Below are 25123 nucleotides of genomic sequence, written 5' to 3'. Positions count from 1 at the left end.
AGCCATGGCATGACGACACTCGACACGATCACGCTGTCTCGGCTGCACCCTGAGGTGGCCCGTCCGGCCTATGACCGCCAGCGACTCAGCGCCGGCATCGTGCATATCGGCGTGGGGGGGTTCCACCGAGCCCACCAGGCCATGTATCTCGACCGGCTGATGAACCTGGGCGAGGCGCACGACTGGGGTATCGTCGGCGTGGGGGTGATGCCGGGCGACAAGCGCATGCAGCAGGTACTGGAGGCCCAGAACCACCTCTACACGCTGGTGGTGAAGCATCCCGACGGTCGCCACGAGCCACGGGTGATCGGCAGCATGATCGACTACCTGTTCGCACCGGACGACCCCGAGACGGTGATCGAGCGCATGGCCGACCCGGCGATTCGTATCGTGTCGCTGACCGTCACCGAGGGGGGCTACAACTTCCATCCGGTGAGCGGCGAGTTCGATCTCGACAATCCGCAGGTGCGTGACGACCTCGCGCATCCGGCCCAGCCGACGACCGCCTTCGGCCTGGTGGTGGAGGCCCTGGCACGGCGGCGTAGCCGGGGGCTGGCGCCCTTCACGATAATGTCCTGCGACAATATCCAGAGCAACGGCGAGATCGCGAGGCGCATGTTCAGCGCCTATGCCCGAGCACGGGATGCCGAGCTGGGTGAATGGGTTGCCACCGAGGTAGCGTTCCCCCACTCGATGGTCGACCGCATCACGCCGGTGACCGCTCAGGCCGATATCGACGAGCTGGCCTCACGCTTCGCGGTCGCCGATGCCTGGCCGGTGGTCTGTGAGCCTTTCACCCAGTGGGTACTGGAGGATCGCTTCGTCGCCGGGCGACCGCCTTTCGAGTCCGCCGGGGTGCAGGTGGTCGAGGATGTCGAGCCCTTTGAGCTGATGAAGTTGCGGTTGCTCAACGCCAGTCATCAGGCGCTGTGCTACTTCGGTTATCTGGCCGGATATCGCTATGCCCACGAGGTGTGTCAGGATCCGCTGTTCGTCGATTTCCTGCTCGATTACATGCGTCTGGAAGGCTCGCCCACCCTGGCGCCAGTGCCGGGCGTGGACCTCGAAGCGTACCGTCTGACATTGATCGAACGCTTCGCCAACCCACAGATCAAGGACACCCTCGCCAGACTGTGCGCGGAGAGTTCCGACCGCATTCCCAAATGGCTGGTGCCGGTGATTCGCGAACGACTCGCGGCAGGGGGGGGGATCCGGCGCTCCGCGGCGGTAGTGGCAAGCTGGGCCCGCTACGTGGAAGGACACGACGAAGCCGGTGAGCCCATCGTCGTGGTCGATCGCCTCAAGGAGGTACTGATGTCGCTTGCGGCCGAGAGCCGCCAGCGCCCCACGGCCTTTATCGAGAACCGTGAGTTGTTTGGCGATCTGGCCGACGACGAGCGCTTCCGCCTTGCCTATCTCGAGGCGCTGGCGTTGCTGCACGAGTGTGGTGCACGCGCTACCCTTGAAGTTCTTGTGCAGGCACGAGGTAGGGAATGATGTACGCCGGGGTGGATTGCGGAACCCAGAGCACCAAGGTCATGGTGGTGGATATCGAACGGGCGTCGATCCTTGGCGAGGCCAGTCGGCCGCACGTCCTCGTCGAAGGGGACAACGGACGCCGTGAACAGCATCCGGGGGGTTGGATCGCGGCCTTGCGCGGTGCCTTCGCGGAAGCGGTGGACAAGGCCGGTATCGATGCCGCGTCGATTCGCGCCATCGGCGTTTCCGGCCAGCAGCATGGTCTGGTGGCACTGGATGCGTGGGGCGAGCCGGTACACCCGGCCAAGCTGTGGTGCGATACCGAGACGGCGGCACACAATCAGGTGCTGGTCGAACGCCTGGGGGGCGAAGCCGGATGCCTGGACACGCTGGGCCTGGTATTGCAGACCGGCTATACCGCTTCCAAGCTCGCCTGGCTGCGCGACGTCCATCCCGACTCCTACGCCCGGATCGCGACGCTGTTACTGCCCCACGATTACCTGAACTTCTGGTTGACCGGCGAGCGGGTCGCTGAAGCCGGCGATGCCTCGGGTACCGGCTACTTCGATACCCGCACACGGCGCTGGCGACACGACGTGCTCGCCGCCATCGCACCCGAACTGGATGCCGAACGGGTGCTGCCGCGTCTGATCGCCTCCCATGAGGCGGCGGGCGTGGTGCGCCGGGACGTGGCACGCGAGCTGGGCCTGGCCGACGGTGTCCTGGTCTCCAGTGGCGGTGGCGACAACATGTTGGGCGCCATCGGCACCGGCAACATCACGCCCGGCCTGGTGACGCTGAGCCTCGGCACCTCGGGCACGGTGTGCGCCTACTCGCCGCAGCCGGTGATTCGCGATACCTCCATGGTCGCCAACTTCTGTTCGAGCAGCGGTGGCTGGCTGCCGTTGATATGCACCATGAACGTGACTTCGGCGACCACGCGGGTACGCGAGCTGTTCGGGCTGGATCTGGCGACGTTCGGTGAGCGTGTCGCCAGCGCCCCGATAGGAGCCGGCGGCGTCACCGTACTGCCGTTCTTCAATGGCGAGCGGGTGCCGATGCTGCCCGAGGCCACCGCGAGCTTTCTCGGTCTGAGCAGTGTCAACGTCACTCAGGCCAATCTGTGCCGTGCGGTGATGGAGGGTGCTACCTTCGGGCTACGCTATGGCCTCGAACTGTTTGGCCCCCTGGTCGAGGGGGTCAGCCAGATCCGCTTGATTGGCGGTGGCGCCAAGAGCCCCGTATGGAGACAGATGGTGGCCGATGTGACCGATACTCAGGTGATCTGCCCCGAGGTCACCGATGCCGCTGCCCTGGGCGCTGCCCTGCAGGCGGCCTGGTGCCACCAGTACGAGCGTGGAGAGGCGATATCGCTCGACCCGCTCTGCACGCGGCTGGTGCGTCTCGACGAACGCTCGCTGGCCGACCCCGACGCCTCACGTGTCGACGCCTACCAGTCGGTTTATTCGCGTTATCGCCAGGCACTGTTGGCGCACCATGGCTGTGCCGGTTGATCGGGACGCTTCACCTCAAGGGCTTTCCAGCCTCCATACGTCGAATGCGGGTTCCTCATAGGGGTGCGCGAGCTTCAATGCCGCCACGGCGGCTTGAATCAGGCCATCCTCGCACACCAGTTCGACCTTCAACTCCTCGACGTGCTCCAGTTCGCCGACCTCGCCGATATGCGGGTCGGCACCGGCCAATGGGCGGAACTGGCCGTGGCCGCGGGTCTGGAAGCAGCAGGCTTCGTAGTCGCCGATGCGTCCGGCACCGGTCTTGAACACGGCTTCCTTGACCGACTCGGCATCGTCCAGCGGAACGAAAAAGGCGAGCTTGTACATGGTGGGGGACTCCTGATACCTGAAAACAGGGGGGTGCTGCCGTTGTGCCACACTGGCCAATGGGTTGCCAGCTCGGTCGGGCGGCTGCTGGAGCAGGCCAAATTCATATGACGTGTCGAAGAACCTCCTTATTGCCATAGTCGGCAGGCCTTTGCCAGAGAGAGGCGGAGGCATGGCATGATGTCGGTAGCTCGATGCTATGGCAGGAGGTGGAAGTGGATGATTCGCTCGAGGCGCTGTTGGCGTCGTTGTCGTTGACGCCGCGTGGCGCACTGCAGGCACTGGGAGGTGGCGATATCGCTGCGGTCTACCGATTGGAGACCAACCGGGGCGGAGTGGTGATCAAGCATGATGCCGCCGCGCGGCTGGCCGGGGAGGCCGAGGGCCTGGCTGCCCTGCGCGACGCTGGCAGTGGGCTGGTGGTGCCGGAGGTGTTCGGTGTCGCTGGCGACTGGCTGGTGATGGAGGCGTTGGAGAGCGCGCCGCGTTCGGTGGCGGGGGACACGGCGCTGGGCGAGGGGCTTCGTGAATTGCATGGCCATGTCGGCGACGCGCATGGCTGGCCGCGGGACAATGCCTGCAGGCGCACCCCGCAAGCCAATGCGACGTTGCCCGATGGCCGGGCGTTCCAGCGCGAACGGCGGCTGTTGCCACTGGCGGTGGCCTGTCATGAACGTGGCCTCATGGACGCGACACTGCGCGAGCGGATCGAGCGATTGGCACATGCACTGGAAGAGTGGCTGCCCGACACGCCGGCGAGCCTGGTCCACGGCGACCTGTGGTCGGGCAACGTGCTCTTCACCCCACGCGGTCCGGCGATCATCGATCCGGCGGTGTATCGCCACTATGCGGAGGTGGACCTGGCCATGCTGACGTTGTTCGGCTCGCCTGGAGAGGCCTTTTTCGATGCCTACTGGAAGGGTGACGCCCCGGCCGACTGGCCGAGGCGTGAGGCGCTGTTCCAGCTCTATCCGTTGCTCAACCATCTGTTGCTGTTCGGTGGCGCCTATCGCGGCGGGGTCGAGCGAATGGTCGAGCGGGTGGAGCGTTACCAGGACTTGTAGGGCAGGAACTTGCCGTTGAGGGTCAGCAGCACGCGGTCGCCCTTGGGGTCCTCGATCTTGTCGACTTCCATGGAGAAATCGATGGCGCTCATGATGCCGTCGCCGAACTTCTCCTGGATCACGTCCTTCAAGGTCTCGCCGTAGACGCCCACCACCTCGTAGAGGCGATAGATCAGCGGGTCCTGGGGAATCGCCTCGTCCCACGCCTTGGTCGGGAAGGCCATGAGCGCCTCGGCGACGTCTGCGTCGACGCCGAGCACATCGCACAGCGTGTGGGCGACCTCGTGATTGGCACTGTTCATGCCGTAGCAGGCCGAGGCGGTCCACACCGGCGACATGCCGATGGCGCTGCCGATATCGTCCCAGCTCAGCTTTTTCCGGGCCTTGGCGGCGAGCAGGGTGTGGCGCATTTCGAGTTTATCCATGATGCGTCTCCTTGGGAGTGACGGTGAGCGGTGTGGCGTTGGGGGTAGCGGCGACCTTGGTGCTGTCATCGGTCACCGGGCGGGGGTTGGCCTCGGGCGACCCCAGGTCGACCGGGTTGATCGACTTGGGATAGCGCAGGCCGTTTTTATCCAGGTCGCCGGGCCGCATGGTGGCGGAGCGGTTCACCAGGAAGTCGACCAGGTAGTTGCGGATGGCATAGAAGTGCGGATGCTTGATGATCTCGGCGCGGTTGCGTGGCCGCGGCAGGTCGATCTCCACCGCCTCGGCGATGCGTGCCTCGGGGCCGTTGGTCATCAGCAGGATGCGGTCGGCGAGCAGGATCGCCTCATCGACGTCGTGGGTGATCATGAACACCGTCTGCCGATCCCGGGTCCAGATCTTGATCAATTCGTCCTGGATCACTCCCCGGGTCAATGCATCCAACGCGCCAAACGGCTCGTCGAGCAGCAGCAACTTGGGTTTGGTGGCGAAGGCGCGGGCGATGCTGACGCGCTGGCGCATGCCGCCGGAGAGTTGCGCCGGCTTGCGCTCGACCACATCCCTGAGCCCGACCATCTCCAGGTACCTGAGGCTGTGCTCGGTGACCTTGGCCCCATCCCACTGCTGCCAGCGGGCGCGCACCCCGAAGCGCACGTTCTCCAATGCCGAGAGCCACGGCAGCAGGCTGTAGTTCTGGAATACCACGCCACGCTCGAGGCTGGGTCCATCGATCTCCTTGCCCTCCATGACCATGACGCCATCGCTGAATCGGTCGAGCCCGGCCAGCGCGTTCATGATCGTCGATTTGCCGCAGCCGGAATGGCCGATGATGCAGACGAACTCGCCCTTCTCGAGCGTGAAGCTGACGTTCTCGAAGACCGCCAGATCCTCGCCACCCTTGGCACCGGGAAAGCGCTTGGCGGCTTGCTGAACTTCTACGAAGGCGTGACTCATGCGTGTCTCCTCGAGGTTATTCCTGGTACGCGACCAGCTTGGCGACCGCACCCAGTGCCAGGTCGAGCAGCATGCCGACCACACCGATCATCAGGATCGCGAAGATCACGCTGGTCAGGTCGAGGTTGTTCCACTCGTTCCACACGTAGTAACCGATGCCGGTGCCACCGACGAGCATCTCGGCGGCGACGATCACCAGCCAGGCGATGCCGATGGAGATGCGCATCCCGGTGAGGATGGTCGGCGCGGCGGCGGGCAGGATTACCTTGAAGGCGGTTCTGAGCGGTGATAGTTCGTGGGTGCGCGCCACGTTGACCCAGTCCTGTCGGACCCCGGCGACGCCGAAGGCGGTGTTGAGCAGCATCGGCCAGATCGAGCAGATGAAGATCACGAAGATCGCCGAGGCCTGGGCGTCGCGGATGATGAACAGTGCCAGCGGCATCCAGGCCAGCGGCGAGATCGGTCGCAACACCTGGATGAAGGGGTTGAGTGCCTTGTACATCAGCGGCGACATGCCGATCAGGAACCCGATGGGGATGGCCACCAGCGCGGCGGCGAAATAGCCGGTCAGCACCCGGAACAGTGAATGACCGAGCTGGATGCCGATGCCCTTGTCGTTGGGGCCGGCATCATAGAACGGATTGGAAAGCTCGTCCCAGGCGCGCAGCATGATGTCGGAGGGCGGCGGCACCCTGGCGGTTTCGTCGGCGCCGCCCATCATCTGCTCGTATTCGCTGAGCTCGGCGCCGGTGCCGCCGAGGATCGGAGCCCGGTTGAGACCCTCCCATAGCCCCAGAAACAGGGCCAGCAGCAGCATGGCGAGGATACCGGCGCGGACGTTGAGGCTGAATTTCCACTCGGTGGTCGTGCGGTCCATGGCTTAGCTCCTGCGGATATCGAAGCTGTTCACGTAGGCGTCGGGGTCGCTGTAGTCGAAGGTCTTGCCCATGATCTCGTAGTTGCGTGCAGTCTCTTCCGGGGCGTCGTAGCCGAGTTCGCGCATCACTTCCTGGGCTTCGGTCGCCAGGAACACATCGCGGGCGACCCGCTGATAGTCGACATCGCCATCGATGTAACCCCAGCGCTTCATCTGGGTAAGGATCCAGACCGCCATGGAGTGCCAGGGGAAGGGATCGAAGTCGATGCGGTCGGGTACGTCGCGGACCTCGCCCAGGCCGTCGGCGAAGCGCCCGGTAAGCACCTGCTCGATGACATTGACCGGCTGGTTGAGATAGCTGGTCGGGGCGATGGCCTCGGCGATCTCCGAGCGGTTGGCCGGGTCCGATGAATACTGGGTGGCGTCGATGATCGCCCGCAGCAGCGCGCCGTAGGTGTTGGGGTTCTCGCGGGCGAAAGTGGCGCTGGTGGCGAAGGCGCAGCACGGGTGGCCGTCCCAGATATCCTTGGTCAGAAGGTGGATGAAACCGATGCGCTCATAGACCGCGCGCTGGTTGAACGGGTCCGGCGAGAGGAAACCGTCGATATTGCCGGCGCGCAGGTTGGCAACCATCTCGGGCGGTGGGATCACACGGATCTGGATATCCTGGTCGGGATCGAGCCCGTGCTCGGCGACGTAGTAGCGCAGCAGGAAGTTGTGCATCGAATACTCGAACGGCACGCCGAAGGTGAAGCCCCTCCACTGCTCGGGGTCGCGCTTGTCCTGATGGTCGTTGTGCAACACGATCGCCTGGCCGTTGATGTTTTCGATCGCCGGGGCGATGAACGAGCGCTGACTGGAGCCGATGCCCAGGCTCATCGCCAGCGGCATGGGTGACAGCATGTGGGCTGCATCGAAGCGGTCATTGAGCGAGTTGTCGCGGATCAGCGCCCACCCGGCGGTCTTGACCACGTCGACATCCAGGCCATAGCGTTCGTAGAAGCCCATCGGGTGGGCCATGATGATTGGCGTGGCACAGGTAATGGGGATGAAGCCGATCTCGAGGCGGGTCTTCTCCAGTGGCCCCAGGTCCTCCTTGACCGCCGCCTTGATGGCATCCATTGGAAGCAGGCTGGCCAGCGCCGCGGCGACGGTGCCGCCACCCACCAGTTTCATGAACTGGCGGCGATGCATGTCGCTATGGCCGAACATGCCGCGCACCAGGGCACTTTCCACCACCCGGTCCATCATCGCCTCGCTGTTGGCCGCGGTGTCGGCGGTCGCCTTGGCCGCGGCCGGCATGATGCGCGGTGCATCATCGGCCTGACAAGCGTGGCAGTCGCAATGCCGCCCATGGATCAGGGACTGGCGATGGTCGAAAGGATTGCCCAGGCTGTTGTGGTCGTTGTGATCGGTCATGTTGTCATTCACCTCACGGGAGCGGTGGGACGATGTGCTGCGCCGGGGTGGTGCAAGGGAGGAATGCCGGACGCCGCATACCCAGATGAAGCGAATTCGGTGCCAGATTCCCGGCATGGAGGAATAAGGCTTTTTTTTCAATCGTCTGGCAGGTACCCCATGAGTTGTATCCATGGCGCCGGGAAGTGACGAAATATCGTGGTTGACGATATTTCGTTGAAAAAATGACGAATTTTCGTAGATGGCGTGGCTTTTGTATGACAGGAAACAGGTTTCTTATGTAGGGCAAGCTGTGATGAACTCCTCCTCTTCATTCCCATTTTCCTCTCTGCCGGCGCAAGCACCGGGCTCCCCGGTGGCGTCCCCGCTCCACGTCAGGGTATTCGACCGGTCACCCCAGGCGATGCTGGTCGTCGATCCCTTCCGTGACAGCCTGATCGATGCCAATGTGGCGGCCTGCGAACTGCTCGGGGGCGAGGTACAGACGTTGGCGGCACGCCCCTTCAGCCATTTCTTCGGCGCGGCCTTGCCGCTGTGGGTCAGTTTCACCGATGAGGCATTGAACCGGTCGCCGGCATGGTCCGATGACCTGGTGCTGCTCGATCTGTCACGCCAGCCGCACCATGTCGAAACCTTCGCTCAGTCGCTCGAGGCAAGTGGCGAACTGTTGCTGACCCTGATCGATCGTGACAAGGCTGAACAGCGCCGCGCCAAGGCCGACCTGTGCCGGCAGCATCGTCGCGGTCATGTGGGTTGGGAGCGGGTCGAGCAGGTCTTCGAACGGATCGAACGCCAGAATCAGCTGATCCTGGGGGCTGCCGGGGAAGGGATCTATGGCCTCGATGCGGAGGGCAGGACCACCTTCGTCAATCCGGCTGCCGAGCGTATCCTGGGCTGGAGCAGTGACGACATGGTGGGACACGACGCTCATCGGATGTTTCACCATACCCGTGCCGACGGCGGCCATTTCCCGGTGCAACAGTGCCCTATCCATGCGTCCTTCAGCGATGGGCAGGTGCATCGCGTCGACGATGAGGTGTTCTGGCACAAGAATGGTGAGGCGATACCGGTGGAATACACCAGTACCCCGATCTTCGAAATGGGGCGTCTGGTGGGTGCGGTAGTGTTGTTCCGCGATATTCGCGAACGCAAGCGCGCCGAGCAGCAACTGCGCGATGCGCTTTCGGAAGTGGAACTGCTCAAGCAGCGTCTGGAGCTCGAGAATCAATACCTGCAAGAGGAGATCAAGGCTGAACTCAACCACCGTGAGATCGTCGGTGAGAGTCCGGCGGTTGCCCAGCTGATTCGCCAGATCGCGCTGGTGGCGCCCACGGATGCCAATGTATTGATCAGTGGCGAATCGGGGACCGGCAAGGAGCTGATTGCCCGGGCCATTCATGTGGGTAGCGAGCGCAGCGGCCGGCCGCTGATCCGCGTCAACTGTGCGGCGATTCCCCGCGACCTGTTCGAAAGCGAGTTCTTCGGCCATGTGAAGGGAGCGTTCACCGGCGCGGTAAGCGACCGGCCCGGACGCTTCGAGCTCGCCGATGGTGGAACCCTGTTCCTCGACGAGGTTGGTGAGATTCCCCTGGAACTGCAGAGCAAGCTATTGAGAGTGCTGCAGGACCAGCAGTTCGAGCGGGTCGGCGACAACCGTACCCGAGAGGTCGACGTCCGGGTGATCGCCGCGACCAATCGTGAGCTGCGCGGGATGATCGAAGAGGGCGGCTTCCGTGAGGACCTGTACTTCCGTCTCAATGTCTTTCCCATCGACTCCGTACCGCTGCGCAGCCGAATCGAGGACGTGCCCCTGCTGGCACGACATTTCCTGCAGCGTGCCTGCCAGAAGTTCAACAAGCCCGGTGTGCGCATCCCCCCGGCCCAGCTCGAGATACTGCAGCGCTATGCCTGGCCTGGGAACATCCGTGAACTGGAAAATGTCATCGAGCGCCAGGTGATCGTCACCCAGGATGGACGCCTGACCTTCGACGACCTGCTGCTCGCCGAGCCTTCCGCTCCCCGAATCGAGACGTTGAGGGCGGGGGACGATGGAGGACCGCTCCCCGAGCAGGAGCTGTGTCGCCGTCAGCGCGACAACGCCATTGCGGCATTGAAGGAGTGCGCGGGAAAGGTGTCGGGGCAGGGAGGGGCCGCCGAGTTGCTGGGTCTGAAGCCGACTACGCTGTTCTCGCGGTTGAAGACCTGGGGCATCGTTCCCCGGGACTACCGGGACGAAGCCGTGCTGCCTAGCGGGCGGCCAACCCCTTCACCCAGATGACCAGGCGTTGCCACCAGAAGGGCATGGGGTGGCTCTGGTCGGATCGTATCAGTTGCCACCGGGGGCGTGAGAGAAAGTCGGCGATGGGTGCCACCTGGCTGGGTCGGTCCAGCATCGGGGCATGTCCGCAGTTCGCCACCTCCACGGAGACCAGGCCGGGCTGTACTTCGGTCATGCGTGTGACGCTATCGCTGCGCAGCAAGGGCGAGTCGGCGCCCCGGAGGACCATGAGAGGACAGCGGATCGCGGCCCAATCGGCCCAGATGTCGCGAGGCGTATCGTGGATGAATTGCTCGCCGATACGGGGATCGTAATGGTAGGTCCAACTGCCATCGGGCAGGCGGCGGGCACTATCGAGAGCCAGTTGGCGCCAGGCATCGTCGCTATCGATGCCGAACCCGGTGTAGTGACGACGCAGTTCTTCCTCCAACTGACCGAAGGTGCTGAACTGATGCAGCCGGCCGAAGTGGAAACCCAGCTGTGCCAGCCCCTTGGTGTCGAGTTCCGGGCCTACGTCATTGAGTACCAGGCGCTCGATACGATGAGCGGTGTCGGGGTCGGCGGCCAGCAGCATTCCCACCAGGCCGCCCATCGACGTGCCGACCCAGGCGACCTGCTCCAGTCGGAAATGATCCAGCAGCGCGATAGCAACTTTCATGTAGCGGCTGTAGCGATAATCGTGAGCCGGCAGGAGCGACCAGCTCGAGAGGCCTCTGCCCGGCGTGTCCGGGGCCAGCACCCGCCACTGGGGGCCGAGTTCCCTGGCGAAAGCGGCAAAGTCGCCGCCGTGGCGTGCCAAGCCATGCCAGGCGATGACGGTTCTGGGTGCGTCGGGGTGCCAGATACGTACTGCCACTTCCAATCCCTGGATACGAACCAGTTCGAGAGCATCCATATGCAATCATCCGCTCAATAGCCTATGCTGCATAGCAGCATAGCGTAATACCCCATTCCTTGCCGAGGTCTCTATCCCCTCCAGTGCTTGACGCAAGCGCATGAAGACACGCATGTCCCGCTAGAGGCCGTGACGGGAAATGATCAGGCAATACTAGTATACATACATGGTTGTAGCTATAATCGCTCGCATTTGAAAAAGCCGTTTGGCGCGCTCGGTTGAGCAAGCCGCCTCTGACGATGCTAGGCAGTGGAGATCTTTCATGCACTTGTCACCCCGGGGAGCTTGTCTCCCCGTAAAATGGATTCTGACGTTCGGTTTGCTGGCCACGTTTCTAGCCGGCTGTGGACAGGACGATAACGGTGGCGGTGGACCCATGGGTGGCGGAGGCGATCAGCCGCCGCCCCAGGTCAGTGTCTTGAGCGTCGAGCCTCGTTCGGTCGATGTGGTCGTGGAATATGCCGCTCGTGCCCGTGGCTCCCGTGAAGTGGAAGTTCGTGCGCGGGTTCAGGGTATTCTTGAGCAGCGCCTGTACACCGAAGGGCAAGTGGTGGAGGAAGGGGAGCCGCTCTTCCGCATCGATCGTGAACCCTATGAGATCGAACTCCAGAGGGCCCAGGCCGAGCGGGCCAATGCTCAGGCCGACCTTAACCAGGCGCGGCGTGAGTGGCAGCGGATCTCGTCGCTGTTCGACCAGAACGCGGTCAGCGAACGCGAACGCGATTCGGCGCTGTCGGCTCGCGAGCTGGCCGAGGCGCGCTATGCACTGACCGAAGCCGGGGTCGCCAATGCTCAGCTCAACCTCGATTATACGGAAGTCACGGCGCCCGTCGCCGGTGTCACTGGACTCGAAAGTTTTCCCGAAGGTAGCCTGATCGATCGCGGCACTCTGCTGACCAGTGTCACTCAGCAGAATCCGATTCACGTGCGCTTCTCGTTGCCGGAGAATGATGCCGCTCTGCAGCGCGCCGCACGTCGTGCCATGACCGCCAATGGTGAAGACCATACTCGGGATGCGGTGCTGATCCTGCCTGATGGCAGTGAATATGTTGAGTCCGGGGTCGTCGACTTCACCGCCAGCACCATCGATCCGCGCACCGGCAGTGTATCGGCACGGGCGGTATTTCCCAATGCCCAGGGCGACGTGGTGCCGGGGCAGTTCGTGCGGGTACGCGTGGAAGTCCAGCGTCTCGATGACGCTTTCCTGATACCGCCGGCGGCGGTCGGCCAGGGGCCGGAAGGGCCACAGGTCTTCGTCGTCGACGATGAGGAGAAGGTCCGGTCGCGTACCGTGCAACTCGGCCCGGTGCAGCAGGGCCAGCAGATCATCATCGAGGGTCTCGAATCCGGTGACCGGGTGGTGGTCAACGGTCAGGTGGCGCTGCAGGATGGCATGGATGTCTCGGTCAACGAGGTCGAGGATGACGAGGAAGCTGCCGAAGAGGCCGAGGCGTCGGCGATCGAAGCCGAACAGCAAGTTTCCGACGATGAGGAGGCGTGATGTTCAGGTTCTTCATTGATCGGCCGATCTTCGCCTCGGTCATCTCGATCATCATCATGCTGGCGGGTCTGGCATCACTGAGTGCGCTGCCGGTCGAACAATACCCTGACGTGGTACCGCCGCAGGTCGTGGTCAATGCCAATTATCCCGGTGCCAGTGCCGAAGTGCTGGCGGAATCCGTTGCGGCGCCACTGGAGCAGGAGATCAACGGCGTCGACAACATGATCTACATGGAGTCGACGGCGACCGACGCCGGCAGTCTGCAGATCAGTGTCTCCTTCGACATGGGGACCGACCCGGATCAGGCAGCAATCAATGTCAACAATCGCGTGCAGTCGGCGATGTCCCGTCTGCCCCAGCAGGTACGCGATCAGGGGGTGAGGGTCGAGGCACAGTCGACCAATATCCTGATGGTGCCGGTAATGTACTCGCCGGACGGCAGTCAGGACCCGCTGTTCATCTCCAACTATGCACTACTCAACGTGCTCGATGAGCTGGTGCGGGTGCCGGGGGTCGGCGACGCCTCACTGTTTGGGGCCCAGGACTATTCGATGCGGGTGTGGCTGAGCCCGGACAAGTTGTCGCAGTTCGACTTGACGCCATCCGATGTGGCCGGGGCGATCCGCGAACAGAACGCGCAATTCGCCGCTGGCCAGTTGGGAGCCGAGCCATCGGTCGACGACCAGGCCTTTACCTTCACGGTGACCACTCGCGGCCAGCTCTCCGACCCGGAAGAGTTCGAGCATATCATCCTGCGTTCCGACCAGGATGGCAGTACCCTGCGGCTAGGCGATGTGGCTCGTGCTGAGCTGGGGTCGCAGAATTACTCTTTCTCGGCTACCTATAACGGTCAGGCAGCAGTGCCTCTGGGCATTTACTTGCAGCCGGGCGCCAATGCCCTGGATACGGCGGTGGCCGTGCGCGAAGCGCTGGATGAGGCGGCCGAACGCTTTCCGGAAGGGCTCGAGTATACCGTTGCCTACGATACCACCGAGTTCGTCGAGATCTCGATACGGGAAGTGTTCGTCACGCTGATCATTGCCATCGTGCTTCTCGTCGCCGTGACCTTCCTGTTTCTGCAGCACCTGCGCGCCACACTGATTCCGGTGGTGGCGATCCCGGTATCGTTGATCGGTACCTTCGCCGGCATGCTGGCATTGGGCTTTTCAGTCAATCTGCTGACGCTGTTCGGCCTGGTGCTGGCGATCGGCATCGTGGTCGATAACGCCATCATCGTACTGGAAAACGTCGACCGCCTGATCAAGGAGCAGGGCATGCGTGCCCGTGAAGCCTCCATCGAGACCATGAAGCAGGTATCCGGTGCGGTGGTCTCTTCTACCCTGGTGCTGGTGGCGGTGTTCGCGCCGGTGACCTTCCTGGGGGGGCTGAGTGGTGAGCTATATCGTCAGTTCGCAGTGACGATTGCCATCTCGGTGGTGGTTTCCGGTGTCGTTGCATTGACCCTGACGCCAGCGATGTGCGCCTTGCTGCTGGATGGCCAAAAGCATACGGTGTCCAAGCCCTTCCAACTGTTCAATCGCGGCCTCGACAAGCTGACCAACGGTTTCGTTTGGCTGGTCGGCAAGCTGCTGCGGCACGCGGTGATCGGCTGTGCGTTATTCGTAGGGGTGTTGGCCGTGACACTCTTCGCCATGACACGCCTGCCCTCGGGCCTGGTGCCCCAGGAGGATCAGGGGATGGCAATGGTCGTGTACCAACTACCCCCGGTATCCGCGCTGTCGCGTACCGAGCAGGCTCGGGACGATCTCGCGGAGAGGCTGCTCGCTCTCGATGAAATGGAGGACCTGACGGCCCTTGCCGGTTTTGACATCATCGCCGGCTCCCTGCGTACCAATGCCGGGGTCGCGTTCGCCAATCTCAGCGATTGGAGCGAGCGCACGGAGCCTGGTCAGGACGCGATGTCAATCGCGGGCCGGATCATGGGCATCGGAGCGGAAGTTCCCGAAGCCAACATATTGGCCTTCACACCTCCGCCGATTCAGGGTCTGTCGCTGACCGGCGGCGTTGAAGGGTATCTCGAGATTCGTGGCGATGTGACGCCTCAGGAAATCGAAGAGATCGGCCAACGCCTGATGGCGGCGGCAAACGACCGCCCCGAGCTGACCAATGCGCGCATTACCCTGGATACCGGCATCCCTCGCTACAACGCCGAGGTGGACCGCGAAAAAGCGCGTGCGATGGGTGTGCCGATCAACCAGATCTTCGAGACCATGCAGAGTACATTCGGGTCCCTGTACGTCAATGATTTCACCTTGGCCGGGCGTAACTGGCAGGTGAATCTGCAGTCGGAGAGCGAGTTCCGCGGCCAGCCGGAAGATCTCAACAAGGTCTTCGTGCGTTCCGAGTATGGCGAGATGCTGCCACTCAGTACCCTGGTGACCCTGGAACGTGGTTCGGGACCGGATATCATCAATCGCTTCAACGTCAACAGTGCCGCTAATTTCCTTGCCGATGCCGCGCCGGGCTATACCACAGGTCAGGCCAAGGAGGCGATGGAAGCGGTCGCGGCTGACGTGCTTGACGATGGCAACAGCTCGCTGGGCTGGATTGGCGAGGCCTACCAGCTCGATGCTGCTGCCGGTGCGGGGGGGGCGGCATTCGGCCTTGGTCTGGTAATGGTGTTCTTGATTCTCGCGGCTCAGTACGAGCGCTGGACGCTGCCGCTAGCCGTTGTCACGGCGGTGCCTTTTGGCGTGCTGGGGGCGGCGCTGGCCGCGTTGCTGCGTGGCTTTCCCAACGATATCTACTTCCAGGTTGGCTTGCTGGTGCTGATCGGGCTGGCGGCCAAGAACGCTATCCTGATCGTCGAGTTCGCCGCTCAGAACCGACGCAATGGCATGACGGCGTTCGATGCGGCCATGGCCGCCGCTCAGCAGCGCTTTCGCGCTATCATGATGACGGCGTTGACCTTCATCGTTGGTATGTTACCGCTGGTGTTCGCCTCGGGTGCCGGTGCCGCCAGTCGCCAGGAGATCGGCACCGTCGTGGTGGGCGGTATGCTCCTGGCCAGCTCCCTGGCGCTACTGTTCGTGCCGATGTTCTATAAGCTGATGGATGACATTGAGACCTGGCGTCAGCAGCGTCGTTCTCGCCGTCTCGAGCAGGGAGAGCTGAAAGATGCCTAAGCAGATCCACGCTGGTGAGCGTCGTATGGCTCGTCTGGCTGCGCCGCTGGTCTTTGCTGCCCTATTGGCCGGCTGTGCCGTGGGGCCTGACTACCGCAGTCCGGATATCGCCCTGCCCGAGGAGTGGCCCGAACATGTGCTGTTGTCCGATGCGGAGCGAGCCGGTTGGCAGCACTGGTGGCGCCAGTTCGGGGATCCGCGACTCGATGCCCTGGTCGAGCGGGCCACCCGCGAGAACCTGGATCTCCGTCTGCAGTTGGGGCGGATCCAGGAGGCACGCGCCCGGCTCGGTCTGGCGCGGGCCGAGCAGCTTCCCTCTGTAGGCGCCCAGGCCGAGGCGTCGCGGGAGCGTACTCCCGCCACCGCCTCTCCGTTCGGCATGGAGTCCACCGACACCATGCTCTCGGTGGCTGGCAACCTGAGCTACGAGATCGACCTCTGGGGTCGGTTGGCTCGCGAGCGCGAGGCCTCCGAGGCGTTACTCGAGCAGAGCGTGTTCGCTCACGATGCCGTGCAGCTCAATGTCATTACCGAAGTGGTGGCCACCTACTTCGACCTGCGCAATGCCGAGTGGCAACTGCGGATAACCGAGGCCACGGTGGCGTCTCGGGAAGAAACGTATCGGATCGAACGGATCCGCTTTGATTCCGGCGAAACGGGGGAATTGGCCCTGCGCCAGGCCCAGTCGGAGCTGGAAACGACTCGTGCCCAACTGCCTGGACAGAAACAGCGGGTCAGAATGCTGGAAGGGGCGCTGGCCATCCTGGCAGGAATGAGTCCAGCGGAACTGATGGCCGAGCTTGATTTCGGCGATACGCAGCTATCGGATATCGGCCTGCCTGATGGCGTGCCGGCGGTGCTGCCGTCGAGCCTGCTGCAGCGCCGCCCGGATATCCGCTCCGCCGAGGCGGGGCTGATCGCCGCCAATGCGTCCATTGGCGTGGCCGAGGCAAGCCGGCTGCCAACCCTCAATCTCGGTGGGCTGCTGGGCACCGCAGCGGGTGATACCAGTGATCTGTTCACGACCGCCGCGCAGACCTGGGGCCTGTCCGCCACGGTGATGGGGCCGCTGTTCGACTTCGGTCGTTCCCGCTCCCGGATCGAGACAGCCGAAGCACTGGCCGAGCAGGCCGAGGTCCAGTACCGTGCCACGGTGAACCTGGCCTTCAACGAGGTGCGCGATGCCCTGGTGATCTTCGAGACCAGCGGTGAGCGCATCGAGGCAACCCAGGCACAAGTGGAGGCGCTCGAGCGTACGCTGGAGCTGGCGGAAGTCCGCTATCGGGAAGGGTTCGTCGGCTTCATCGAGTTGCTCGATGCCCAGCGGGCGTTGCTCTCGGCGGAACTCTCGCTGTCGGAAGCGATGCGTGACCGTTTGACAGCCACCGCCACATTGTTCAAGGCCTTGGGCGGCGGCTGGGAAGCCGATGCATGAGATTCAGCCCGACTCGCGAGCCAAGAGCTTCAACAGGGTATCGACCAGTTCCATGCCGCGCTGGTGGATCGAGAACTGCTCATGGTTACGCAGCCAGTCATGGAAGAGCCCGCTCAGGCTGGACTGCAGGAGTCGTGCGGCGAGTTCGGGCTGGAGGTCCGTTCGCAATTGCCCGAGACGGGCCGCGCAGCCGAAGTAATCGACCAGGGCCCCAAGGGCTTCTTCCGCCATTTCATTCTGCATGCTCAGCGGATCGATCTCGCCGAAGACTTCGCAGTGGTGGATCAGGATGGCGTGCACACGGCGATAACGGGGTTGCTCCAGTCGTGTAAAGCCCCTTTGACAGGCCTGATGAATGGCTTCGAGTGGGGCCGTGGCAAGATTGGGGTCGCCGATCTCGTCGATCAGCTCCTGAAACGGCATGCGTACACGATCAAGCATGGCCCTGAACAGGTCGGCCTTGTTGCGGAAATGCCAGTAGACCGCACCGCGGGTCATGCCGGCATGGCGAGCGATCTGCTCTAATGAGGTACGGGCAACACCGCGTTCGAGGAATATCTCCTCGGCAGCATCGAGCAGGGCTTCTCGTGTGGCGGCGGCTTCCGCCTTCGTGCGTCGGGCCATGTTGGGGCGTCATTCTCAAACAATGGAGATCTTCCCTTATTCTACGCGAATGAGCGGCTTTTTACATTCATGAGTGTATGGATGTGACCTTGTGACACGCCTCGTCATTTGGAAGTCGTCGGGGTATAACAGGAAGAACACTGTTCTGTTACAGGAAGCCGCTCCATGGCCCGCGCCCCTTTCGAACTCACCGGCATCAAGGTAATGCCAGGCAGCCGCATCCAGATCGACGTCCCGGTAGCCAAGCTCTATACCCATGCTCCGCTGCATATCCCCGTGGAAGTGGTGCATGGCCGGCAGCATGGTCCGGTATTGCTGGTATGCGGCGGCATTCATGGCGATGAGATCAACGGCGTCGAGATCGTGCGCCGGCTGCTGCGCTCACGCCAGATCCAGGGGTTACGGGGCACGCTGGTGGCGGTGCCCATTGTGAATGTCTTCGGCTTCATGCAGCACAGCCGCTATCTACCGGACCGGCGGGACCTGAACCGTTGCTTTCCCGGCAGTGAGACAGGCTCCCTGGGAGGCCGTATTGCCGCGTTGTTTCGTGAGCAGATCGTCGACCACGCTACTCATATCATCGATCTGCATACCGGTGCCATTCATCGTACCAACTTGCCGCAGATCCGTGCCCAGTTGAGTCCCGGCAGCGAGACAGAGCGCATGGCAAATGCCTTTGGCGCGCCGGTGATCCTCAATGCCGAGCTGCGCGAAGGCAGCTTGCGGCACTATGCCCAGAACAAGGGGATACCGGTGCTGACCTACGAGGCGGGTGAAGCGCTGCGTTTCGACGAATGGGCGATTACGCCGGGGGTTCGCGGTGTGCTTCGGGCCATGCGCCGACTGGGAATGCTGACCGGCGAGCATCGTCGTCGGTCACCACCGGCGGCGGAGCTGGCAAATGGTTCGAGCTGGGCACGGGCCCCCATCGATGGCATCCTGCGGCCCAAGGTGCGCCTGGGCGCGCGGGTCGCCAAGGGGGATGTGCTGGGCAAGGTGGCTGACCCTTTCGGCAATGCGGAGGCCGCCGTAACGGCCATTGCCGACGGCATCGTCATCGGCATGAGCCGGCTGCCGCTGGCCAACGAAGGCGAGGCGCTCTTTCATATCGCGCGCTTCGATGTGATCGAAGAAGCCGAAAGTGCCGTGGAAGGGTTCCATTCCAGCCTGGAGCCGCCTCTGGATTCTCTCTACTGATCGTCAGGCGATCTCGGCAACGGGCGTGATTTCGGGCACCAGGCTGAGCGCGTCGTCGAAGATTTTCAGGTCCGCCCCGTCGCGGTGAGCGTACTCGGAAAGATGCCGGCGGAAGCGGCGCCCGCCTTTCTGACCCTGGAACAGGCCCAGCAGGTGACGGGTGATGTGATTGAGCTTGGCGCCTTCCTCCAGCCGTTTGGCAATGTAGGGGCGGAAGGCCCGTGCTGCCGCGTGGCGGCTGATGGCGGGGCCGGGCTCACCGTAGAGGGCCTGGTCCACCCCGGCCAGCAGCCAGGGATTCTGGTAGGCTTCGCGGCCGATCATCACGCTGTCGACCCGTGCCAGGTGGTGCCGACACTCCTCCAGCGTCTTGATACCCCCATTGATGCCGATATGCAGCTCCGGCCGGCTCGCCTTCAGGCGGTGTACGCGAGGGTAGTTGAGCGGTGGGACGTCGCGGTTCTGTTTGGGCGAGAGCCCCTGTAGCCATGCCTTGCGGGCGTGGACAATGAACACCTCGCAGCCGGCGTCGGCCACCTGGGAAATGAAGTGCTCAAGATCGGCATCCTCGTCCTGGTCATCGATACCGATACGACACTTCACCGTCACCGGAATCGATACCGCCTCACGCATGGCGCGTACTGCCGCTGCCACCTTGTCCGGATACCCCATCAGGCAGGCACCGATCAGGTTGTTCTGTACCCGGTCGCTGGGACAGCCTACGTTCAGGTTGACCTCGTCATAACCCCATTCCTCGGCGATGGCCGCACATTCGGCCAACTCGCCGGCATCACTGCCGCCCAACTGCAGCGCCAGAGGATGCTCCACCTCGTTGTAGCCGAGGAAGCGCGACCGCGGGCTACCGTGCAGGATGGCGCCGGTGGTCACCATTTCGGTATACAGCAGCGCACGCCGGGTCAGCGTCCGGGCGAAGGCTCTCTGTTCGCGTGTCGTCCAATCCATCATGGGGGCAACTGCGAACCGTCGAGCCTCTGAAATAGGGTGCTTTACTGTCATATCAACTGCTTACCGTGCGCGATATACTGTAAATTTACACTGTTTAATCCTGTTGAATACCGCTTGAAACCTTCCTTGCTGTACCATCTTTGTACCAAAGTGCGGGCATGGCCCGTTTCCGGCTTAGGGGTGGTACACCATGGCGACATGTCAGAAGCGCGGTACCCGGTGGCGGGCCATTGTACGCAAGAAAGGGTGTCCAGCACAGAGTAAGACATTCAGCACGGATCTCGTCGCCCAGGCGGCCATCAAGGCTTCGATATCAACGAATACGATGCTGCTGGCGTAGGTAAAGGCTATCGACGCTGGCACCGCCATCATGCCGGCTTGGTCGTTGGGCCAGGGGACATATGCCGAACTGGGTGATTTTCCATGAATTCTTTCAATTTGTGGTGAGTCGGTCATGAACCTAGGCTGCAGGGTAGCTCGCAGGGATGCGGGAACAGAGGAAGGTCGGGCACGGAACGCTCGTTGTTGCTAGGGATGCACGACAGGACGGTCGTGAAAAGCAGGAAAAGGAATCCGGTTTTATAGCCCGGCCACAACGCGTCGGGCTTTCTCTTGCCGGCTTGGCAGGGTGTCTACCATGTTTTCACTGTCGCAAACTCTTCTCGTCGTTGCTCCAGCGATGCCTCCGGTTTGCACAGCGCAGATGCCGGGCCGCCTCCGGTTGAATATACCGAGGGGCATGGTGCCACGCCCCGCTTTCTGGATAGGAGAGCTGTCGCATGGCGGACCATCACACGGGAGAGGTTAAAGTATTCATTGCAGCGGCCGATAGCTTGGCTAGAGCCTGCTGCGACAGGTTCGGATCTTGCTGTGCGCCAGCTATCCCGGCTTTGCGTCGATCGCCTACATTCTGTGTAGGAAATATCTTACAAGAATTCATAACCTGAGTTAATTATTTACCCTGCTTAAGCTGTCATTGTGTATTCAACGAGCTACGGATTGCTCGGCAGGGAAGATCAAGCCAGGAAGGCTTTTGTCCAGGGATGCGTGAACAGGATGTTCACGGTGGTAGTAAAAGGATGTTGAGATCGAAGCCCGGCCTTACGGCCGGGCTTTCTTTTTCAGGTTGTGGGTTTTTAAAAAGTCGGGAATGTAATTTATTGAAAAACTTGATCTATGTTAATCAATTCCCTGTTGATCAATGTCATTGTGTATTCCTCGGGCAACGGAGGGCTCGACAGGGAAGACTTGGCCAGGAAGGCTCAAAAGATCCAAGGATGCATGAACAGGATGTTCGTGGTGGGCAGGAGAAGGAGGTAGAATTGAAGCCCGGCCGCAAGGCCGGGCTTCATGCATGTGGCAGCCCATCTCTCGGACGGTTCGACCGGTTGCGGGCCGCAGGCGTGTAAATTTTTCTGGCGGTGCGTCACTGTATAAAGCCGTCGATACAAAAAAATCAATATGATTTAAAATTGTATTTGGAAAGGATGCGTCGCGGAAAGACAGGAGCCCCAGCCAGGAAGGCTGCTTGGACAGGGGTGGCATCTTTATGTCAGGGGTTATATTTCGCAGTTGTTGGTTTCTGGAGTTATAGGTTGTTTCTTGCAGAAAGCCTTGGTCTAAGCAAGTTGTTGAGATGATATAATCCGGCATGGTGGGCGAGAAGTTGATCAGCCACTGGTAGTGCGTCTAATGCCATCTCAATGCAGTAACAGCTTGAAGCTGTCTTCGTTCGCTGGCTGTCATGATAACCAAGGTGATATTCGACCTGTTTGGCGGATGCCGCAAGATAAGGAGTGAAGGCTCCCGCTCGGAGGAGTCGATCTCGTTGATAGTCAATTGGCGTATACAGCGTGTTTTGGAGGTGCGGGACGAAGGTAGAATAAAGGGCTCGTTCAGGGATTGTCTCGATGCTTGGGTGTCGGCGCCCGGTATGAGTGGAGGAGGCATTGAAGAGGACGAGGCCCTTGGGGAAGCATGGCATGGCGTCTGGGCTTGTCGATATATGCAGCGCCATTGGGACGAACCCTCAAGGCCAGTGGTAGTCTAGATGGTCATTGATCGGTCTGGAGGAGTTCATGAAGGTGACGCGTCGACTGTCCTGCATGGGTTTGGTGGTACTGCTGGTGCTTTCGGGGTGCGGGGCCGATGATGAGGACGCGCCCCTCCAGGAGGAGGCGGGTGAATCGAACGTGGAGGCTGAAGCCCCGCCTCGTGCAGAACCCGTCGAAGCGACTACCACGGTAGAGCCTTTCGATGTACCGGTGATGATCACAGCATCGACGACGCTACGCAGTGATCGACGTCTCATGGTCGATGGTGAAACCAATTTGCCGGAGGACGCACGGCTGTTGATCGTAGTGGAGCGGGAGCTCAGTGGGGTGCGCTGGCAGTCACGAACCAGTGTCGAGGAAGGGCGCTTTGTCGCCGGGCCCTTTGGCCCGGGAAGCGGGTTGCCCGATGGCGGTTACACCATCACCGTCAACCTGCCCGAGGCGAGCGTTCAGCCATCGGCAGTGAGAGAGCGGATTGGTGATCAGGGTGAACACCTCACGGGGCCGTTGGTACAACGATCGCGCCACGGGCTTGGGCTGGTTGCCAGCTATTCACAACGTTACCTGATTGGCAGTGAGCCGCGCAGAACCACGGATCAAGTCGAGGTGCTGGAAGTCGAGTAACAGGACCGGGCGAGGGGCAGGGTGCCGTTCAGGCGCCTTCCTGACGCCAGCACATCAACAGCTTTCCGATCAGGCGATCACTTGCCGGCAACGGTGTGGCCTTGGGTGCTGTCTTGGCTTCGCCACTATAAAGCAGTTCGCCACTACCGCCGCGCTCCAGTTGACCTATGAACAGCCCCATTCCCCCTTCAATCAGATAACGACCCGGCATTTCATATGCCGCGGTGGGGCCGACTGCGGCCAGATCACCGAAAGCGAGATAGTCGAAGTGCTCACCCGGCGCGGGTGTGACGAGATAGCATTTACCTTTCCAGTTCGTGCCAGGCAGGTATTCGCCAGGGAGAGCGATGCGATTGGCGGCAGGATCGAGCCATGGTGCAGGCGATTTGCCATAAAGATAGAGCGGGGACGACAAGACGGCGTCATCGCCCTCCAGCAGTCGGCTGAGAGGACAGTTCAGGGCCTCTGCCAGCGCAACGAGACGCTCGTGCCCAATCTGTTTGATGGCGCCAGACTCCCAATAGGAGATCGTGACATCGGAAACGCCAACCTTTCTTGCCAGCGCGGCCTTGTTGAGGCTTGCCTCCAGACGTAACTGTTTGATGCGTGGGCCCAATGAATCCATCTCGTCATCCTGGCGACAGTTAACAAGGAGAGGATAGTCGATGATCCCCGTTGAGTGTGCAAATTTGACGCTTCAACGATACAACAACCCTGGGAGCGAGTCTTGCATCGAATCATGGGTCTCGGTTAGGTGTGTTGATATCCGGTTGCGGCTGCCTGCATTCATTCACCGCAGGTGCGTATAATGTTCGCATGCTCATCCCCCAACGGATAAAGGACGACATGACCGTACGTACCCGTATTGCGCCCTCACCGACCGGTGACCCCCATGTGGGCACCGCCTACATTGCCCTGTTCAACCTCTGCTTCGCCCGTCAGCATGGCGGGCGGTTCATTTTGCGTATCGAGGACACCGATCGGATTCGCTCCACCTCCGAGTCCGAGCAGATGATTCTCGACTCGCTGCGCTGGCTGGGCCTGGAATGGGATGAGGGTCCCGATGTGGGCGGGCCGCACGGTCCTTATCGCCAGAGCGAACGTGGCGATATCTACGCCGAGCATGCGCGTCAGCTGCTCGAGGCGGGACACGCGTTCAAGTGTTATCGGACCAGCGAAGAGCTGGACGAGCTACGTGACGCACGCAAGGCGGCTGGCATGCATCTGGCACTGAAGCCTGCCGATCTGGCGTTACCGGTCGAAGAACAAAGCCGCCGTGAGCGCGAGGGTTGGCCCCATGTGGTGCGTATGAAGGTGCCGTCCAGCGGTACCTGCATGATCGACGACATGCTGCGTGATCCCATTGAGGTCGACTGGGCGCAGGTGGATGCTCAGATCCTGCTCAAGTCGGATGGCATGCCGACCTACCACCTGGCCAATGTGGTGGACGATCACTTGATGGGTATTACCCATGTGTTGCGCGGCGAAGAGTGGATCAATTCCGCACCTAAACACCAGCTCCTCTATGAATACTTCGGCTGGCGGATGCCGGTTTTGTGTCATATGCCGCTGCTGCGCAATCCAGACAAGTCAAAGCTGTCCAAGCGCAAGAATCCTACTTCGATCAATTATTACCGACGCATGGGCTTCCTGCCTCAGGCGGTGACCAATTACCTGGGTCGCATGGGCTGGTCCATGCCCGACGAGCGTGAGAAATTCGGTCTTGACGAAATGATGGCGCATTTCGACATCCAGCGTGTCTCGCTTGGTGGACCGGTTTTCGACCTCGAGAAGCTGACCTGGCTCAATGGGCTCTATATCCGAGAGGACCTGGATGACCGTGCCTTCCTCAAGGCCCTGATGGAATGGTCCTTCAACGAGGAATATGTCAACCAGATACTCCCTCAGGTGCGGACCCGGGTGGAGACGCTTTCCCAGGTGGTGCCATTGGCGGGTCATTTCTTCTCCGGTTTGCCAGAAATCAGCGAAAGTGACTTCGACAGCATCAAGTTGGGTCGAGAGGACCTGGTCAGGCTGCTGCAGTTACTCATATGGCGTTTCGAGGTGGTCCCGACTTGGGACAAGGAGCTTTTGCTGGCCGATATCAAGATGCTGGCCGACCACTTCGAGCTCAAGATGAAGGAGTTCCTGGCGCCGGTGTTCATTGCGATTACCGGCTCTTCGGCAAGCACCTCGGTCATGGATGCCATGGTCATACTGGGTTCGGACATGACGCGGGCACGGCTGCGTCATGCCATCGAGGTGCTGGGCGGGGTTTCCAAGAAGCAGGCCAAGCGATTCGAGAAGGAATACAGGGAGCTGCCGTAATCGGGAGGGCGCGAC

The 25123-nt window shown here is 61.8% G+C and carries 19 protein-coding genes; 10 read left to right on the top strand and 9 right to left on the bottom strand.

The window, feature by feature from the left end; genetic code table 11:
• The first annotated feature begins 9 nt into the window (after positions 1-9).
• Entirely contained in the window at positions 10-1497 is a 1488-nt protein-coding gene (locus tag C1H69_RS09920; RefSeq protein WP_102653242.1) for a mannitol dehydrogenase family protein, read from the top strand.
• Positions 1497-2993: a xylulokinase gene (gene xylB, locus C1H69_RS09915; RefSeq protein ID WP_102653278.1), complete on the top strand. Its 1497-nt coding sequence runs from the start codon at positions 1497-1499 to the stop codon at positions 2991-2993. Before C1H69_RS09920 ends, xylB begins: the two co-directional genes overlap by 1 nt.
• A gap of 15 nt (positions 2994-3008) precedes the next feature.
• Here xylB and C1H69_RS09910 read toward each other — a convergent pair whose 3' ends face one another.
• Positions 3009-3320 (bottom strand): YqfO family protein, encoded by a 312-nt coding sequence (locus tag C1H69_RS09910; RefSeq protein ID WP_102653241.1) that lies wholly within the window; start codon positions 3318-3320, stop codon positions 3009-3011.
• 215 nt (positions 3321-3535) lie between these two features.
• Between C1H69_RS09910 and C1H69_RS09905 the strand changes: the two genes are divergently transcribed.
• Entirely contained in the window at positions 3536-4384 is an 849-nt protein-coding gene (locus tag C1H69_RS09905; protein WP_240609895.1) for a fructosamine kinase family protein, read from the top strand.
• Here C1H69_RS09905 and cynS read toward each other — a convergent pair.
• The 4 genes from cynS to C1H69_RS09885 are packed head-to-tail and all read right to left on the bottom strand — an operon-like array spanning position 4369 to position 8060.
• Positions 4369-4809, bottom strand: coding sequence for a cyanase (gene cynS / locus C1H69_RS09900; protein ID WP_102653239.1), 441 nt, complete (start codon positions 4807-4809; stop codon positions 4369-4371). The two genes, C1H69_RS09905 and cynS, sit on opposite strands and share 16 nt — an antisense overlap.
• Positions 4802-5764, bottom strand: a complete 963-nt coding sequence (locus tag C1H69_RS09895) for an ABC transporter ATP-binding protein (protein ID WP_102653238.1) — start codon at positions 5762-5764, stop codon at positions 4802-4804. The genes cynS and C1H69_RS09895 overlap by 8 nt, the downstream gene beginning before the upstream one ends.
• 16 nt (positions 5765-5780) lie before the next feature.
• Positions 5781-6641 carry a nitrate ABC transporter permease gene (gene ntrB, locus C1H69_RS09890; protein WP_102653237.1) on the bottom strand — a complete coding sequence of 287 codons (861 nt, stop codon included), beginning with the start codon at positions 6639-6641 and terminating at the stop codon, positions 5781-5783.
• A 3-nt stretch (positions 6642-6644) separates the two neighbouring features.
• The gene (locus C1H69_RS09885; protein WP_102653236.1) at positions 6645-8060 is read right to left on the bottom strand and encodes a CmpA/NrtA family ABC transporter substrate-binding protein; all 1416 of its coding nucleotides are present in this window, start codon (positions 8058-8060) and stop codon (positions 6645-6647) included.
• 403 nt (positions 8061-8463) lie between these two features.
• Here C1H69_RS09885 and C1H69_RS09880 point away from each other — a divergent pair, with 403 nt between their 5' ends.
• Positions 8464-10338 carry a sigma 54-interacting transcriptional regulator gene (locus tag C1H69_RS09880; protein ID WP_102653235.1) on the top strand — a complete coding sequence of 625 codons (1875 nt, stop codon included), beginning with the start codon at positions 8464-8466 and terminating at the stop codon, positions 10336-10338.
• Here C1H69_RS09880 and C1H69_RS09875 read toward each other — a convergent pair.
• Complete coding sequence (locus tag C1H69_RS09875) at positions 10307-11233, bottom strand: alpha/beta fold hydrolase (RefSeq protein ID WP_102653234.1); 927 nt, start codon at positions 11231-11233, stop codon at positions 10307-10309. The genes C1H69_RS09880 and C1H69_RS09875 overlap by 32 nt on opposite strands.
• Before the next feature lie 262 nt (positions 11234-11495).
• Here C1H69_RS09875 and C1H69_RS09870 point away from each other — a divergent pair, with 262 nt between their 5' ends.
• From C1H69_RS09870 to C1H69_RS09860, 3 genes are read left to right on the top strand one after another with little or no spacing between them, the layout of a single operon-like run.
• Positions 11496-12734 carry an efflux RND transporter periplasmic adaptor subunit gene (locus C1H69_RS09870; protein WP_102653233.1) on the top strand — a complete coding sequence of 413 codons (1239 nt, stop codon included), beginning with the start codon at positions 11496-11498 and terminating at the stop codon, positions 12732-12734.
• The gene (locus tag C1H69_RS09865) at positions 12734-15880 is read left to right on the top strand and encodes an efflux RND transporter permease subunit (RefSeq protein ID WP_102653232.1); all 3147 of its coding nucleotides are present in this window, start codon (positions 12734-12736) and stop codon (positions 15878-15880) included. Before C1H69_RS09870 ends, C1H69_RS09865 begins: the two co-directional genes overlap by 1 nt.
• On the top strand, positions 15873-17315 hold the full coding sequence (locus C1H69_RS09860) for an efflux transporter outer membrane subunit (protein ID WP_102653231.1): 1443 nt from the start codon (positions 15873-15875) through the stop codon (positions 17313-17315). Before C1H69_RS09865 ends, C1H69_RS09860 begins: the two co-directional genes overlap by 8 nt.
• A gap of 3 nt (positions 17316-17318) precedes the next feature.
• On the opposite strand, the gene C1H69_RS09855 is transcribed toward C1H69_RS09860, so the two are convergent.
• Positions 17319-17939, bottom strand: coding sequence for a TetR family transcriptional regulator (locus C1H69_RS09855; protein WP_102653230.1), 621 nt, complete (start codon positions 17937-17939; stop codon positions 17319-17321).
• A 165-nt stretch (positions 17940-18104) separates the two neighbouring features.
• Between C1H69_RS09855 and C1H69_RS09850 the strand changes: the two genes are divergently transcribed.
• A complete protein-coding gene (locus C1H69_RS09850; RefSeq protein ID WP_102653229.1) occupies positions 18105-19136 on the top strand; it encodes a succinylglutamate desuccinylase/aspartoacylase family protein in 1032 nt (343 codons plus the stop codon).
• 3 nt (positions 19137-19139) lie between these two features.
• On the opposite strand, the gene dusA is transcribed toward C1H69_RS09850, so the two are convergent.
• Positions 19140-20153, bottom strand: a complete 1014-nt coding sequence (gene dusA / locus C1H69_RS09845; protein WP_102653228.1) for a tRNA dihydrouridine(20/20a) synthase DusA — start codon at positions 20151-20153, stop codon at positions 19140-19142.
• A 2027-nt stretch (positions 20154-22180) separates the two neighbouring features.
• Here dusA and C1H69_RS09840 point away from each other — a divergent pair.
• Entirely contained in the window at positions 22181-22780 is a 600-nt protein-coding gene (locus C1H69_RS09840) for a hypothetical protein (RefSeq protein WP_102653227.1), read from the top strand.
• Between the two features lie 28 nt (positions 22781-22808).
• Here C1H69_RS09840 and C1H69_RS09835 read toward each other — a convergent pair whose 3' ends face one another.
• Positions 22809-23405 carry a helix-turn-helix domain-containing protein gene (locus tag C1H69_RS09835; protein WP_102653226.1) on the bottom strand — a complete coding sequence of 199 codons (597 nt, stop codon included), beginning with the start codon at positions 23403-23405 and terminating at the stop codon, positions 22809-22811.
• Between the two features lie 221 nt (positions 23406-23626).
• Here C1H69_RS09835 and gltX point away from each other — a divergent pair, with 221 nt between their 5' ends.
• A complete protein-coding gene (gene gltX, locus C1H69_RS09830; RefSeq protein WP_102653225.1) occupies positions 23627-25108 on the top strand; it encodes a glutamate--tRNA ligase in 1482 nt (493 codons plus the stop codon).
• Positions 25109-25123: the final 15 nt, after the last annotated feature.

This window comes from Billgrantia endophytica, from assembly GCF_002879615.1.
Lineage (GTDB): Bacteria > Pseudomonadota > Gammaproteobacteria > Pseudomonadales > Halomonadaceae > Halomonas > Halomonas endophytica.
Note: the sequence above shows the minus strand (reverse complement) of the source record. Positions and strands in the feature narration are given on the sequence as shown.